The sequence below is a fragment of the Paraburkholderia sp. RL17-337-BIB-A genome, from assembly GCF_046025895.1.
In the GTDB taxonomy this organism is placed as follows: Bacteria; Pseudomonadota; Gammaproteobacteria; order Burkholderiales; family Burkholderiaceae; genus Paraburkholderia; species Paraburkholderia fungorum_C.
In genome coordinates this window covers 4,107,473-4,121,915 of the sequence record NZ_JARESY010000001.1, presented here as the reverse complement: position 1 = coordinate 4,121,915, position 14,443 = coordinate 4,107,473, and the positions used below count along the sequence as shown (strand labels likewise).

The window sequence follows — 14,443 nt, the reverse complement described above, 5'->3', positions numbered from 1 at the left end:
ACATGGACAGCACAACTCTCTCCCAAACACCCGGTAGCCGGGTCTCCCAGTACATCGCTCTGACGAAGCCGCGCGTCACGCAGCTCGCTGTGTTCTGCGCAGTCATCGGCATGTTTCTGTCGACGCCCGGCATGGTGCCGTGGACCGTCCTGATCGGCGGCACGGTCGGCATCTGGCTGCTGGCCGGTGCGGCGTTCGCCATCAATTGCCTGATGGAACAGAAAATCGACGCGAAGATGCGTCGCACCTCGTGGCGGCCCTCCGCGCGCGGCGAAATCACTACCCCGCAAATCCTGCTGTTTTCGGCCGTGCTCGGCGGCCTTGGCATGTGGACGCTCTACACGTTCGCCAATCCGCTGACCATGTGGCTCACGCTCGCCACCTTCGTCGGCTATGCGGTCATCTACACGTTGCTGCTCAAACCGGCCACGCCGCAGAACATCGTGATCGGCGGGGCGTCGGGCGCGATGCCGCCGGCGCTCGGTTGGGCCGCCGTCACCGGTCACGTGCCGGGCGACGCGTGGATTCTCGTGCTGATTATTTTCGTGTGGACGCCGCCGCATTTCTGGGCGCTCGCACTGTATCGCCGCAAAGACTACGAAAACGCCGGTCTGCCAATGCTGCCGAATACGCACGGCGAAAAGTACACGCGCCTGCATATTCTGCTGTACACCGTGATCCTGTTCGTGGTCACCATGATGCCGTTCATCTCCGGTATGAGCGGTGTGGTGTACCTCGCGGCGGCTGTGTTGCTCGGTGCGGTGTTCCTCGCGTATGCGTGGAAGATCTATCGCGAATATTCCGACGACCTGGCGCGTAAGACCTTCCGTTACTCGATCGTTTATCTGTCGCTGCTGTTCGCCGCGCTGTTGATCGACCACTATGCGCGCGTCGTGATCGGCGCGTAACACCCATGCTTACACAACGCTTTGTGCGCACGGCGCGTGCCGCCGCGCGTGTCGCCGTGATTGCCTGTGCACTTGGTGGCGCGTTACTGGTGGCGGGCTGCGGCAAGCAGCCGCCGGCGTTCACGAATCTCGACATCACCGGCAACACGCAATTCGGCAGCGACTTTTCGCTGCCCGACACGTCGGGCAAGATTCGCACGTTGGCGGATTACAAGGGCAAGGTGGTGGTCCTGTTCTTCGGCTACACGCACTGCCCGGACGTGTGCCCGACCACGATGGCCGAGCTTTCGCAAGCGCTCCAGCAACTCGGCCCGGAAGACGCGAAGCGTGTGCAGGTGCTGTTCGTCACCGTCGATCCCGACCGCGACACGCCGGCTTTGCTCGCGCAATACGCGCCGGCGTTCAACCCGACATTCGTCGGCTTGCGTCCGGCCGATCAGGCGCAACTCACGAAAATCACGAAAGACTTCCGCGTCTATTACGCGAAAGTGCCAGGCAAGACGCCCGATAGCTACACGATGGACCACACGGCGGCGAGCTATGTGTTCGACACAGACGGCAAGCTGCGTTTGTTCGCGCGCGACGGCCAGGGCGCCACGCCGTGGGTGCACGATTTCAAGCTGCTGCTCGATTGATGTATTGATGTTGATGCATTGATGCATTGACACAGGCGGGCGCGCACATCTGCTGCGTGCCCGTATTCAATTTCCCTCGCTGTATTCCCCAAGCCAGCATCGGCAAATTCATTCCCGGCGCTAGCCGCGTCGCCTTGGGGCATATCCATATGCGATCGTGATATTTCCCATCTCGCCGGGCATATGAGACCATTTGCGGTCCAGTTGGCGGCACATTCACAAGATGCACGCCGCCGGCTTCCACCCGAATCTGACACCGATCAGAGAAAGCGAGAATTACATGCAGCGCAGAAACATCCTCAAAGCCCTCTCGGCAGTGGTCGCCAGCGCGGCGATCGTCACCAGCTTCGGCGCCCACGCCGACAACAAGGTCATCAAGGTCGGCACCATCGGCGGTCCGGACGCGCAAATCTGGGAAGTCGTCACGAAAGTGGCGAAGCGTGAGGGCTTGAATGTGAAGGTGGTCGAATTCAACGACTACGTGCAGCCGAATGCCGCGCTCGACGCCGGCGATCTGGACGCCAACAGCTTCCAGCACCAGCCGTACCTCGACAGCCAGGTCAAGCAACGTGGCTACAAGATCGTCAATGCAGGCCTGACGTACATCTCGCCGCTCGGCATCTATTCGAAGAAACTGAAGTCGCTGAAGGATCTGGCGCAAGGCGCGAAGATCGCGGTGCCGAACGATCCGTCGAACGAGAACCGCGCGCTGCTGCTGTTGCAGGCGCAAGGCGTGATCAAGCTGAAGGCCGGCGCGGGCACGAACGGCAACAACGCCACGCCGCTCGACGTCGCCGGGAATCCGAAGAAGATCAAACTGGTCGAGCTCGACGCAGCGCAACTGCCGCGCTCGCTGTCGGATGTCGACGCTGCCGCGATCAACACGAACTTCGCGCTGGCCGCTGGTCTGCAGCCGACCAGAGACGCGATCGCGCTCGAGGACATCCACAGCCCGTACGCGAACCTGATCGCCGTGCGCACGCAGGACAAGGACAAGCCGTGGGTCAAGAAGCTGGTTGCGGCGTATCAGTCGGAAGACGTGCGCCAGTTCATCAAGACGCAGTTCAAGGGTTCGGTGGTGCCGTCGTTCTAAGCGGCCACGTCTGGGCCGGCCGCAAAATAAAAAACGCCACGGCGACAAACCGTGGCGTTTTTTTCAAGCAGCGCGGCTTCGCTATCGCTAAACCAACGCCAACTCCCATCGCTCGATCGTCAGATCCTTGCCGAAGCGCCGCGCTGCCGTCGCGGAGGCGAGCCTGAAGCCAGTTCGTTCGCACAGCCGTCGCGGCTCTTCAAGCGTGCTGGCCGTGGTGAGTGTGAGCGTGGTGTATCCCGCGCGTCTGGCGAAGCGCACGCATTCGCTCATCAATTGCGTGCCGATACCAAGACGCTGCACGTCCGGCTCGACCCACAACAGCCGTACGCCCGCCACCGTCGTCGATACCCCGACGATGCACACCGAGCCGACCACCATGCCTTCCTGATCGGCGACCCAGCACATCTCGCGCACCGGATCGCTGCGTTGCGAGTAATCGGCGACGATGCGCGCGAGCAAGCCCTCGAACGATTGATCCCAGCCGTATTGCGCGGCGAACCACTGCGCCTGTCGATGTACGAGCCAGCCGCATTCACCGGCCCGCGGTTGCCGAAGGATCACGAGTTCGTGCTGCGGCTTGCCGTCGAGCAGCCGCTCGATCACCTTCATTGCCGTGATCAACTGGTCCTGGGAGAGCACCGTGAGGCCCTTCAGCAGCGCCGATACTTCTTCGATCGCGGCCGTATCGAGCGGTGCGTAGGCCGCGTGACCCTCGTCGGTGAAGGCGATCAGCGACTGGCGCGCGTCCGAGTCGGACGGGTGTCGCGTAATCAGGTTGCGTCGTTCGAAGCTGGTCAGAAGGCGGCTGAGATAGCCACTGTCGAGGCCGAGGTTGCGCCCGAGCCCCGAGGCGGTCTGCGCGCGTCCGAGGGACAGCTCGTGCAGTACGCGCACTTCCGTCAGCGAAAAGGCGCTCTTTGTCAAATGCTCGTGCAGTGCGCCGATGTGCTGGGTATAGAAGCGGTTGAAATGGCGGACGGCCTGAGCGCGCCGTAGCGCCTCGGATTCTGTCAAATGCTGCTCCCCGGGGGAATTTTTTTGGTTTGCTGCCCAACACTATATTGGAAGGCATCTTATTAAAAAAGCCACGCAACCGCAGGGCGGGTCAAACTGGTATCAAAAAGGTATCGTTCCCACGTGCCGATCCTCCAAATGAGGGCCAATGTGCACCGGGCAAACGGCAGCCAGTATGCCGCATAGGGGTAAATCCCGATCGCCGAAACCCACCGTCCGGCACCCCTAAATCACGCTGTGAAGCCTGTCCAGCAAGGCTTTCGGCGGACCCATACCAGCATGAGACCAGTCGATTGACTGGTATTATGTTGGTTATATAATGGGCTCTCATTTTCGTAGGCCGCACTTCTCAAGACGACCGCCGGAGCCCCATGGAAACTCGCTGGTCCGCACTGATGCCTGACGCGCGCAACGTCACGCCGCTCTATCTGCAGCTCGCGCGCAATCTGGCGACGGCGATCCACTGTGGCGTGTGGTCGGCGGGTGAAGCGCTGCCGTCGGAGCGCACGCTCTCGGATGCGATCGGCGTGTCCCGCATCACCGCGCGCAAGGCGATCGCGCTGCTGGTCGAGCAAGGCCTGATCCGGCGGGCGCGGGGCGCGGGCAGCTTCATTACGCCGCGTGTCGAAGACCCTTTGTCGCGGCTCACCGGTTTCACGAAGAAGATGCAGCAACGCGGGTTCCGGCCGGATTCGGTGTGGCTCGAGCGCGATATCCGCGCCGCCAACCGTGATGAGCTGGTGCACCTCGGCCTGTCGCCCGGCGCGGCGGTGGCGAGTCTGCGGCGCCTGCGGCGCGCGGACGGCATTGTGATGGCGGTCGAGCATTCGGCGCTGCCGGCGGCGATCGTCCCTGATCCACAGGCCATCGGCGTATCGCTTTACAGCTATCTCGAACAACGCGGCGCCGCCGTCGTGCGCGCCTTGCAGCACTTTCGCGCGGTCAACGCTTCGAGCGAGATTGCCTCGCTGATGGATATCGAACCGCGCTCGGCGTTGCTGGTCATTACCCGTATCGGTTATAGCGCGGACCAGCGAGCGATCGAACTGACCGACACCTATTGCCGCGACGATTACTACGACTTTGTCGCTGAATTGCGTACCTGACTGGCGCACCTGATTTGCGCACTGAGCGGGCCGCGTGGCCCGCCCGCATGCGGCGTCATCGAACGCGATTCAGTCACACCCTGCATTACGCCTCACCAGAGAGAATCATGCTGACCGGAAACATACTCACCACCGATGGGTGGATTCACGGCACGCTCCAATACGAAAACGGCCGCATCACGGCGCTGACCGGCGAGCGCGCCGATCCGGCGAAGAATGACGCGCCGTACATTCTGCCCGGCTTCATCGATCTGCACGTGCATGGCGGTGGCGGCTCCGACGTGATGGAAGGCAGCGACGCGATCGAAACCATCACCCGTACGCATGCGCGTTACGGTACGACCAGCCTGCTCGCCACCACGATGACCGCGCCGCGTGACGAGCTGATGAGCGTTGTCGCGGGTCTGGGCAACAACGCGCGGGTTCGCACGCCAGGCGGTGCGCGCGTGCTCGGCGTCCATCTGGAAGGTCCGTACATCAATCCCGGCAAGCTTGGCGCGCAGCCGGACGCCGCCGTCTCGGCGGTGATGGACGAAGTGCTGAAGTATCTGTCGATCGCGCCGATTCGTGTAGTTACGCTGGCGCCGGAAATTGCCGGCCACATGGAGATCATCTCCGAGATGGCGGCGCGCGGCGTGCGCGTGCAGCTCGGCCATTCGCTCGGCACCTACGACGACGCCGTTGCCGCGCTCAAGCACGGCGCTTGCGGCTTCACACATCTGTTCAACGCGATGTCGCCATTGCATCACCGCAATCCTGGTCTCGTGGGCGCCGCGCTCGCGCACGCCGAATTCGCCGAAATCATCCCCGACTTGCTGCACGTTCATCCGGGTGCGATCCGCGCCGCGTTGCGCGCGATTCCGCGTCTCTACGTGGTCACGGACAGCACTTCGGCCACCGGCATGCCCGACGGCGAGTACCGCCTCGGCAGCCAACACGTGACGAAGTGCCTCGGCGGCGTGCGTCTCGCTGACGGCACGCTCGCCGGCAGCACCCTGACGATGGATCAGGCGCTGCGCAATCTCGTCTCGATCGGCTTGCCGATCGCCGATGTTTCAAACCGTTTGTCGCGCTACGCCGCCGACTACCTCGGCATCGAAGACCGCGGCCGCATCGCGCGCGGCGCGTGGGCCGATGTCGTCGTGTTCGATCGTGAACTGGCGTTGACCGCGACTTACGTCGAAGGAGAATCAATTGTCGAATATGCTTAAAGAGGCGCTAGCGTCCGCTGAAACGGTCGCCGCGCAACTCACGGATACGTCGCGCGTCGAGGCCCTCGCGGCGAAGCTCGCCGAGCAGCCGCGCCATGTCGCGCTGACCGTCGCGCGCGGCAGCTCGGACCATGCAGCGAGTTACTTCGCAAGCCTGACGATGAGCCGCCTCGGTGTGCCGGTCGCCTCGCTGCCGATGTCGGTCGCGACGTTGCAACAGGCGCCGTTGCAGGTGCGCGGTCAGCTCGCGCTGGCGTTCTCGCAATCGGGTAAGAGCCCGGATCTGGTCGGCACGATGGAAGCGTTGCGCAAGGCCGGCGCATTGACAGTGGCCGCAGTAAATGCGCCCAACTCGCCGCTGGCCGACGCTTGCGAATTTCATCTGCCGCTCATGGCCGGTCCGGAACTGAGCGTCGCGGCCACCAAGAGCTACATCGCGATGTTGTCGATTTCCGCGCAACTGGTCGCACATTGGCAGAAAGACGATGCGCTGCTCGGCGCGTTGAACACGCTGCCCGGCGCGCTGCAAGCCGCAGGCAAGCTCGACTGGTCGAAAGCGGTGGATGAACTGCGTGGCATCGAGCGCATGATCGTGATCGGCCGCGGTCTGGGTCTTGCGATCGCGCAGGAAGCCGCGCTGAAATTGAAGGAAACCTCCGGCATCCAGGCCGAAGCGTTTTCGAGCGCGGAAGTGCGGCACGGTCCGATGGAGCTGATCGACCGCGACTATCCGCTGCTGGTCTTCGCACCGCGCGGCCCGGAGCAGGCCGGCTTGCTGCAACTCGCGCGCGACATGCAGGCGCGCGGCGCCCGCGTGCTGCTCGCCGCACCCGCTGATGTGCCGGAAGCGACGCTGCCGCTCGCCACCACCGCTCATGCGGCGCTCGATCCGATCGCCGCGATCCTGTCCTTTTACGTGATGGCCGCCGGCCTTGCCGCCGCGCGCGGGCGCAATCCTGACGCGCCACGCCATCTCAACAAAGTCACCGAAACTCACTGACGAGAAATCAGATGCGACGTGTCGAGGAGTCCCGCTTGATGAGCCATTCTGAAGGCCATATTGTTTTGCTCGCGCCCATGACCGGACCGGTCGTGCCGCTGGCGAACGTGCCCGACCCTGTGTTTTCGGGCGGCATGTTCGGCGACGGCATCGGCATCGATCCACTCGAGGGGCGCCTCGTCGCGCCGTGCGACGGCACCATCACCCATCTCGCGCGCACCGGTCACGCGGTCACGCTCGCGACGGCCGAAGGTGTGGAGATTCTGCTGCACATCGGCATCGATACCGTCGAGCTGAACGGCAAGGGCTTTGCGCCGATGGTCGCGCAAGGCGCCCATGTGCGTGCCGGCGACGTGCTGATCGAGTTCGATCAGGACCAGGTCGCGCTGAACGCGCCGAGTCTCGTTTCGGTGATCGCGATTGCCAATTCGGATGCGTTCGAGATTGTCGAGCGTGTGCAGGACGGCATGCTGAAGGCAGGCGAAACGCCGTTGCTGGTGCTGCGCGCTCGCGGCGGCGAGGCGGCGCACGCGTCGCGCCAGGCCAGTGCCACCAACGTGACCGAAGAAGCCCGGCAGCAAGTCACGCTGGTCCACGCAGGCGGTTTGCATGCGCGGCCGGCGGCGCGCGCTCGCGAAGCGGCGCGTGGTTTCGATGCGCGAGTCGAGGTGCGTTACGAAGGTCGCAAGGCAGCGATCGAGAGCGTGGTTGGTTTGCTCGGTCTCGGCGCGGGTGTTGGCGCGACTGTCGAGCTGCTTGGCGTCGGTCCGCAAGCCAGGGCCGCGATCGAAGCGATCGCTCATGAATTGACGCGCGAAGCGCACGGCGAAGTCGAAGAAAAGCCGGCGCGCCAAAGCTCGCCGGCGCCGCAAGTGGTTGCGCGGCCGGCAGGTGAAACGCTCGCGCCGAATACGCTGGCGGGTGTCTGCGCGTCGCCGGGCGTCGCGGTCGGCAAGCTGGTGCGCTGGGACGATGCGGACATCGATCCGCCGGAAAAGGCGAATGGCACGTCGGCAGCGGAAAGCCGTCTGCTCGACAAGGCGATTGCCACTGTCGACGCGGACCTCGGCACGACCGTACGCGATGCGTCGCAACGCGGCGCAGTGGGCGAGGCGGGCATCTTCGCTGTGCATCGCGTATTGCTCGAAGACCCGACGCTGGTCGACGCCGCGCGCGATCTGATCAGCCTCGGCAAGAGCGCCGGGTTTGCGTGGCGCGAAGCGATTCGCGCACAGATCGCCATCCTGACGAATATCGAAGACGCGTTGCTCGCCGAACGTGCCGCCGATCTGCGCGACATCGAAAAGCGCGTATTGCGTGCGCTCGGCTATACGAATGCCGCGGCGCGCACGCTGCCGGAAGAAGCCGTGTTGGCGGCGGAGGAGTTCACGCCGTCGGACTTGTCGTCACTGGATCGCTCGCGCGTCACTGCACTCGTGATGGCGCGTGGCGGTGCGACTTCGCATGCGGCGATTCTCGCGCGCCAGGCCGGTATTCCGGCGCTGGTGGCAGTCGGTGATGCCTTGCACGCGATCCCCGAAGGCACGCAAGTGGTGGTGAACGCCACCACCGGCCGCCTCGAATTCGCGCCCACCGAGCTCGATGTCGAACGTGCGCGCGTGGAGCGCAGCCGCCTGGCCGGCGTGCGTGAAGCGAACCGCCGCACGTCGCAACAGGCGGCAGTGACGTCCGATGGCCGCGCGATCGAAGTCGCCGCGAACATCGCCACGCTCGACGACGCCAAAACCGCGGTCGACAACGGCGCCGATTCCGTCGGCCTGTTGCGCACCGAACTGCTGTTTATCCACCGAGCCGCGGCGCCGACCATCGACGAGCATCGGCAGAGCTATCAGGCCATCGTCGATGCATTGAGCGGCCGCACCGCGATCATTCGCACGCTGGACGTCGGCGCGGACAAGGAAGTCGATTACCTGACGCTGCCGCCCGAACCGAATCCGGCGCTCGGCCTGCGCGGCATCCGCCTCGCACAAGTGCGCCCGGATCTGCTCGACGATCAGTTGCGCGGCCTGCTGGCGGTACAGCCGCTCGGCGCCGTACGCATCCTGCTGCCGATGGTCACGGACGTCGGCGAATTGATCCGCATCCGCAAACGCATCGACGAATTCGCCCGCCAATCGGGTCGTACCGAGCCGATCGAAGTCGGTGTGATGATCGAAGTGCCGTCGGCCGCGTTGCTCGCCGATCAGCTGTCACAACACGCGGATTTCCTCTCGATCGGCACGAACGATCTGACGCAATACACGCTCGCCATGGACCGTTGCCAGGCCGACCTCGCGGCGCAAGCGGACGGCTTGCATCCCGCAGTGCTGCGCCTGATCGCAGCGACGGTGCAAGGCGCGGACAAGCATGGCAAATGGGTCGGCGTATGCGGTGCACTGGCGGGTGATCCGCTGGCCGTGCCGCTGCTCGTCGGCCTTGGCGTGACCGAGCTCTCGGTGGATCCGGTGTCGGTGCCGGGCATCAAGGCGCGAGTGCGCAACCTCGATTATCAGCTGTGCCGTCAACGCGCTCAGGACGCCCTGGCGCTCGAATCGGCACAGGCGGTAAGAGCAGCAAGCCGCGAAACCTGGCCTTTGGACTGAACCCCACACGGTCCGCAACCAGCTTCGCTCAATTACTACGTATAGCGATAAAACTCAACGACGACAGTCGACCACGAGACAAGAATTGGAGGTGTCAATGGATGGGAATCCGTTTCTGAAGATTCAGCGCCTGGGACGCGCGCTGATGCTGCCGATTGCAGTGCTGCCGGTTGCCGGCCTGCTGCTCCGCCTGGGCCAGCCCGATGTGTTCAACATCAAGATGATCGCCGACGCCGGCGGCGCGATCTTCGACAACCTGCCGTTGCTGTTCGCCATCGGCGTGGCGGTCGGCTTCGCGAAAGACAACAACGGCGTGGCGGGTCTCGCGGGTGCGATCGGTTATCTGGTCGAAATCGCGGTGATGAAGGACATCAACGACAAGCTCAACATGGGCGTGTTGTCCGGGATCGTGGCGGGTATCGTCGCGGGCTTGCTGTACAACAGGTACAAAGACATCAAGCTGCCCGACTACCTCGCATTCTTCGGAGGGAAACGCTTCGTGCCGATTGCCACCGGGGTGGTCTGTCTGGTGATAGGCATCGTGTTCGGCTACGTATGGCAGCCGGTGCAAGCTGTCATCGATACGGCCGGCCATTGGCTCACCACCGCGGGCGCGCTCGGCGCATTCGTGTTCGGCGTGCTGAACCGCTTGCTGCTCGTCACGGGGCTGCATCACATCCTGAATTCGCTGACGTGGTTCGTGTTCGGCTCCTTCACGCCGCCGGGCGGCGCCGCGGTGACGGGCGACCTGCACCGCTTCTTCGCGGGCGATCCGACCGCGGGCACGTTCATGACGGGCTTCTTCCCGGTCATGATGTTCGGCCTGCCGGCCGCGTGTCTCGCGATGTATCACGAGGCTCCGAAGGAGCGCCGCGCGATGGTGTTCGGCCTGTTGGCGTCGATGGCGCTCACCTCGTTTCTGACGGGCGTGACCGAGCCAATCGAATTCAGCTTCATGTTCCTCGCGCCGGTGCTCTATGCAATCCACGCGGTGCTGACGGGCTTGTCGCTGGCGATCTGCTCGGCGCTTGGGATTCATCTCGGCTTCACCTTCTCGGCTGGCTTCATCGACTACGTGCTGAACTACGGCCTGTCGACCAAAGGCTGGTGGGCGATTCCGATTGGTCTCGTGTACATGGTCGTGTACTACGGTCTGTTCCGCTTCTTCATTCGCAAGTTCAATATGGCGACGCCGGGCCGCGAACCCGCCGCCGAAGAAGAACAGGTCGAGTCGTTCACGGCTGGCGGTTTTGTGTCGCCGGTTGCGGGCGCCGCCGTGCCGCGCGCGCAGCGTTATATCGCGGCGCTGGGTGGCGCGTCGAACCTGTCGGTGGTGGATGCCTGCACGACGCGTCTGCGTCTGTCGGTGGTCGATTCCAGCAAGGTCTCGGAAAGCGAACTGAAGACGATCGGCGCGCGTGGTGTGCTCAAGCGCGGCTCGACCAACGTGCAGGTGATCATCGGACCGGAAGCGGACATCATCGCCGATGAAATCCGTACCGTGATCGCACAAGGTGGTGGAGAGGCCGTGAAGCTGGCTGCCGCCGCACCCGCTGTCGCTGCTGCGCCCGTCACGGTGGCGAGCGGTGCTCAAGCCGGTCCGCTCGACCCGGATCCGTTGCGTTGGCTGGCCGTGTTCGGCGGCACGGGCAACGTCGTGTCGCTGGATGCCGTGGCGGCAACGCGCCTGCGTATCGTGGTTCGCGATCCGTCGGCGGTGGATCGTCAACGTCTCGCCACGCTGGATACGGCGTGGGTCTCGGCGGATACGTTCCACATCGTAGTGGGCGACGCCGCTCAGCGCTACGCCGCACAACTGGCGACGCGTCTGTCGCCGGGTACGGGCGCAGGTACGGTGCCACAGCCTGCGTAATCTCATCGAGACTTCGAGATGCGGGTGACTTCGGTCTTCCGCTCAGTTCGTGAGCCACGCTATTCGAAAGGCCTCCGGGATTCCGGGGGCTTTTTTCATGCACGGTAGATGCATAGCGGTGTGACGCAGCGGCGCGGCGGCGAATGTTATGCGTAACGGTGGTCTGTATTGAAAACGATTGGGTAAGCTAATTAATCAGATACGAGCGCCTTGTCATACCGGCAAGGCGTTTTCGTTCGCGCCCAGGAGTTGCTCATGTCAATGCGATCAGCAATCTGCCTCATGCTCTTGTTGTCGGCTGGCGCCGCCTACGCGGGTGGTCAGTTCAATGTTCAATGTGCGTATTCGCATACGCTGCCGGACGATGCGATCATCTATCCAGGGCAGCCAGGCCGGGCCATGGTGCACGACTTTTTCGGCAACACAGGCGCTGATGCATACAGCACGTACTACTCCCTGAATAACGACAAACTGACGACCTGCAATGTCGCGGCGGATCTTTCATCGTACTGGGTGCCGCAGTTAAAGCGTGCCTCGGGGATCGTCGTGCCGAGCTATCAGAAGACGTACTACAAGAACGATCAGCCGGTTGTTCCGCTGCACACGATTCCCGCAGGGCTGGAAATGCTGGCGGGCGATCACCATTCGTCGGTGCCTAAGCCGCAGATCAACTATCTGTGCCGTGGCGGCACCTACACGCAAATCGCGCCGACCAACTGCCCTGTCGTGACAGACGACAACGGCACGTACGCGCAGCTCAATATCTCGGTCCATTTTCCGGATTGTTGGGATGGCCGGACTCTGGTGCCGAACATGGCAAACCACATCATGAATATGGCCTACCGGCAGTCCGACGGGAAATGTCCGGCCGCTTATCCCGTCAAGATTCCGGAACTGCAACTCAACGTTGCGTACGACCTGGGGCAGGATCCCGATCTCTCCACCGCGCAATTGTCGATGGACCCCCTTCTCGTGAACGGCACGTGGGTACCGCAATGGGGAAGTCTGTACACGGCCCACGGCGATTTCATCAACGCCTGGAAGACAGATTCGCTCCAGTACGCCGTCGACAACTGTTCCAATCAGAATATCGCGTGCAACAACAGCATTCCCACGTATTACTCGAAGGCGAGCGCTGATGGGTGGATGGACGGCGGCGGCGTCGTGCATGCGAGCGATGCGACGCTAACCTCAGATGCGAGCAGCGTCGTCCTGATCAAATTTCCGATGCCCACCGACCTGAAGGCGTATCCGTACACCAACTCGTACTTGCAGACGTTGGCCCAGAACGTTACGGATACCGATGCAGTGATGCTGGATCTCTACGCTGCCACCACCAACTGGGACGATGTCGCGACCCTGCCAACCGCTGCAGCCTGCGACACGAGCAAGCGAATTGGCGGCATCTACCTGGACAACGCGTTGCAACCGCGGATCAACGACATCACGGGATATGTCGCATCGCAAGTGGCCGCGGGCGCGCCGCAAATCGGCGTTTGCATTCGCAACGCGACGGGCCGGACCATTCAGATTTCTTCGCGCGACGGCGCACGAACACCGGCGCTATTTATGAAGTAACGAGCGGCGCTGAGGAGCGGGAAAGCGCCGCATCCGGTCGAGTCTCTCATCAACAAAAAAGCGGCACCTTGATTCAAGGTGCCGCCTTGGCGTTTACCGGCCTCGGCCCAACGCCGGGCGGCCGGCAACGGATGCATCAACGTGCTTTCTGTTTACCTGCTTCAACAGGCCGGCGCGATTCCAGCCACATCACGTTGATAATGCCGAACGCCAACGCCACGCCAATGCCGAGAAGCCAACTGAAATACCACATCACAAACTCCTGTTAATCGTATTGCCGATCAATACATCGAATGATGATTTTCTTTGAGTGCCGCGGCGGTCACCTTGCCTCGCATCACGCGATACACCCAGCTCGTGTAGATCAGAACGATCGGCAGGAAGATGATCACGGCGATCAGCATGATCTGCAGCGTCATGCGGCTCGAGGTCGAATCCCACACGGTCAGGCTGCTGCGGCCATCGAGTGAGGAGGGCATGATGAACGGGAACATCGAGAAGCCCGCCGTCAGAATCACGCCGATGATCATCAGCGAGGTCGACAGGAAGGCGCTCTTTTCAAAACGCGAGCGCGCGAGCAACAACGCGAGTACGCCACCGATCACACCCGCCGCCGGCGCAGCCACCATCCACGGATAGTTTGCGTAGTTGGTGAGCCACAGGCCAGGTGCGCCAATTACGTTCTTGAGCAGCGGGTTGGCAACCGTATCGAGCGGCGGGGCGTCGATGATCTGATAGCCGCCGATCATCGTGGCGATCAGCGCGCCGGCAAGCAGAAACAGCACCACGGCCGCGAGCGAAGCGATCCGCAGCGCCAGCGAGGCACGCTCGGCGACGATGTCGTCCGCTTTCATCTTCACGAAGGCGGCTCCATGCGCGGCCAGCATCGACACGCTCACGAGCCCGCACACCACGGCAAACGGGTTGAGCAGCGCGAAGAAACTACCGTGGTACGTGACGCGCAGATCGGTGTCGAATGAGAACGGCACGCCTTGCAGCAGGTTGCCGAACGCCACGCCGAACACCAGCGCCGGTACGAAGCCGCCGACAAACAGCGCCCAGTCCCATGCGCTGCGCCAGCGCGGGTCTTCACGCTTGCCGCGGTAGTCGAAGCCGACCGGCCGGAAGAATAGCGAGAACAGCACCAGCAGCATCGCAAAGTAGAAGCCGGAGAACGACGCGGCATAGACCAGCGGCCACGCGGCGAACATCGCGCCGCCGGCCGTGATCAGCCACACCTGATTGCCTTCCCACGTCGCGCCGACCGTGTTTACGACGATGCGCCGCTCCCCGTCGGTTTTGGCGATGAACGGCAGCAGGATCGCCGCGCCCATGTCGAAGCCGTCGGTAAGCGCGAAGCCGATCAGCAGTACGCCGATCAACGCCCACCAGATCAGTTTGAGGGTTGCGTAATCCATG

12 protein-coding genes are annotated in these 14,443 nt (G+C 63.1%); 9 read left to right on the top strand and 3 right to left on the bottom strand.

Annotated features, from left to right (window positions below; translation table 11 throughout):
• Positions 1–2: 2 nt before the first annotated feature.
• The 3 genes from cyoE to P0D84_RS18370 all read left to right on the top strand — a co-directional run bounded on the left by cyoE (position 3) and on the right by P0D84_RS18370 (position 2,636).
• Positions 3–908 carry a heme o synthase gene (cyoE, locus tag P0D84_RS18380; protein WP_408338653.1) on the top strand — a complete coding sequence of 302 codons (906 nt, stop codon included), beginning with the start codon at positions 3–5 and terminating at the stop codon, positions 906–908.
• Between the two features lie 5 nt (positions 909–913).
• Positions 914–1,543 (top strand): SCO family protein, encoded by a 630-nt coding sequence (locus P0D84_RS18375; RefSeq protein WP_408338651.1) that lies wholly within the window; start codon positions 914–916, stop codon positions 1,541–1,543.
• A gap of 280 nt (positions 1,544–1,823) precedes the next feature.
• A complete protein-coding gene (locus P0D84_RS18370) occupies positions 1,824–2,636 on the top strand; it encodes a MetQ/NlpA family ABC transporter substrate-binding protein (protein ID WP_408338649.1) in 813 nt (270 codons plus the stop codon).
• 87 nt (positions 2,637–2,723) lie between these two features.
• On the opposite strand, the gene P0D84_RS18365 is transcribed toward P0D84_RS18370, so the two are convergent.
• Positions 2,724–3,653, bottom strand: a complete 930-nt coding sequence (locus tag P0D84_RS18365; RefSeq protein ID WP_408338647.1) for a GNAT family N-acetyltransferase — start codon at positions 3,651–3,653, stop codon at positions 2,724–2,726.
• Between the two features lie 371 nt (positions 3,654–4,024).
• Here P0D84_RS18365 and P0D84_RS18360 point away from each other — a divergent pair, with 371 nt between their 5' ends.
• The 6 genes from P0D84_RS18360 (at position 4,025) to P0D84_RS18335 (ending at position 13,024) form a co-directional block, all read left to right on the top strand.
• Positions 4,025–4,759: a GntR family transcriptional regulator gene (locus tag P0D84_RS18360; RefSeq protein ID WP_408338645.1), complete on the top strand. Its 735-nt coding sequence runs from the start codon at positions 4,025–4,027 to the stop codon at positions 4,757–4,759.
• Positions 4,760–4,866: 107 nt separating this feature from the next.
• Positions 4,867–5,970 carry an N-acetylglucosamine-6-phosphate deacetylase gene (nagA, locus tag P0D84_RS18355; protein ID WP_408338643.1) on the top strand — a complete coding sequence of 368 codons (1,104 nt, stop codon included), beginning with the start codon at positions 4,867–4,869 and terminating at the stop codon, positions 5,968–5,970.
• Positions 5,963–6,970, top strand: coding sequence for an SIS domain-containing protein (locus P0D84_RS18350; RefSeq protein WP_408339890.1), 1,008 nt, complete (start codon positions 5,963–5,965; stop codon positions 6,968–6,970). Before nagA ends, P0D84_RS18350 begins: the two co-directional genes overlap by 8 nt.
• A gap of 38 nt (positions 6,971–7,008) precedes the next feature.
• Positions 7,009–9,573 (top strand): phosphoenolpyruvate--protein phosphotransferase, encoded by a 2,565-nt coding sequence (ptsP, locus tag P0D84_RS18345; RefSeq protein WP_408338641.1) that lies wholly within the window; start codon positions 7,009–7,011, stop codon positions 9,571–9,573.
• Positions 9,574–9,670: 97 nt separating this feature from the next.
• Positions 9,671–11,446, top strand: a complete 1,776-nt coding sequence (nagE, locus tag P0D84_RS18340) for an N-acetylglucosamine-specific PTS transporter subunit IIBC (protein WP_408338639.1) — start codon at positions 9,671–9,673, stop codon at positions 11,444–11,446.
• 255 nt (positions 11,447–11,701) lie between these two features.
• Complete coding sequence (locus P0D84_RS18335; RefSeq protein ID WP_408338637.1) at positions 11,702–13,024, top strand: DUF1996 domain-containing protein; 1,323 nt, start codon at positions 11,702–11,704, stop codon at positions 13,022–13,024.
• Between the two features lie 136 nt (positions 13,025–13,160).
• Here the strand turns inward: P0D84_RS18335 and cydX are convergent, their stop codons facing one another.
• Together cydX and cydB are read right to left on the bottom strand one after the other, a co-directional pair.
• Positions 13,161–13,277 (bottom strand): cytochrome bd-I oxidase subunit CydX, encoded by a 117-nt coding sequence (gene cydX, locus P0D84_RS18330; protein WP_408338635.1) that lies wholly within the window; start codon positions 13,275–13,277, stop codon positions 13,161–13,163.
• Between the two features lie 28 nt (positions 13,278–13,305).
• Positions 13,306–14,442 carry a cytochrome d ubiquinol oxidase subunit II gene (gene cydB / locus P0D84_RS18325; protein WP_408338633.1) on the bottom strand — a complete coding sequence of 379 codons (1,137 nt, stop codon included), beginning with the start codon at positions 14,440–14,442 and terminating at the stop codon, positions 13,306–13,308.
• Between the last annotated feature and the right edge of the window lies 1 nt (position 14,443).

What these genes read in the sequence shown, in the direction of transcription:
- ptsP (WP_408338641.1), top strand. Translation starts at nt 7,009, where the DNA reads ATGAGCCATTCTGAAGGCCATATTGTTTTGCTCGCGCCCATGACCGGA.
- nagE (WP_408338639.1), top strand. Translation starts at nt 9,671, where the DNA reads ATGGATGGGAATCCGTTTCTGAAGATTCAGCGCCTGGGACGCGCGCTG.
- P0D84_RS18370 (WP_408338649.1), top strand. Translation starts at nt 1,824, where the DNA reads ATGCAGCGCAGAAACATCCTCAAAGCCCTCTCGGCAGTGGTCGCCAGC.
- P0D84_RS18360 (WP_408338645.1), top strand. Translation starts at nt 4,025, where the DNA reads ATGGAAACTCGCTGGTCCGCACTGATGCCTGACGCGCGCAACGTCACG.
- cydX (WP_408338635.1), bottom strand. Translation starts at nt 13,277, where the DNA reads ATGTGGTATTTCAGTTGGCTTCTCGGCATTGGCGTGGCGTTGGCGTTC.
- nagA (WP_408338643.1), top strand. Translation starts at nt 4,867, where the DNA reads ATGCTGACCGGAAACATACTCACCACCGATGGGTGGATTCACGGCACG.
- P0D84_RS18375 (WP_408338651.1), top strand. Translation starts at nt 914, where the DNA reads ATGCTTACACAACGCTTTGTGCGCACGGCGCGTGCCGCCGCGCGTGTC.
- P0D84_RS18335 (WP_408338637.1), top strand. Translation starts at nt 11,702, where the DNA reads ATGTCAATGCGATCAGCAATCTGCCTCATGCTCTTGTTGTCGGCTGGC.
- P0D84_RS18350 (WP_408339890.1), top strand. Translation starts at nt 5,963, where the DNA reads ATGCTTAAAGAGGCGCTAGCGTCCGCTGAAACGGTCGCCGCGCAACTC.
- cydB (WP_408338633.1), bottom strand. Translation starts at nt 14,442, where the DNA reads ATGGATTACGCAACCCTCAAACTGATCTGGTGGGCGTTGATCGGCGTA.
- cyoE (WP_408338653.1), top strand. Translation starts at nt 3, where the DNA reads ATGGACAGCACAACTCTCTCCCAAACACCCGGTAGCCGGGTCTCCCAG.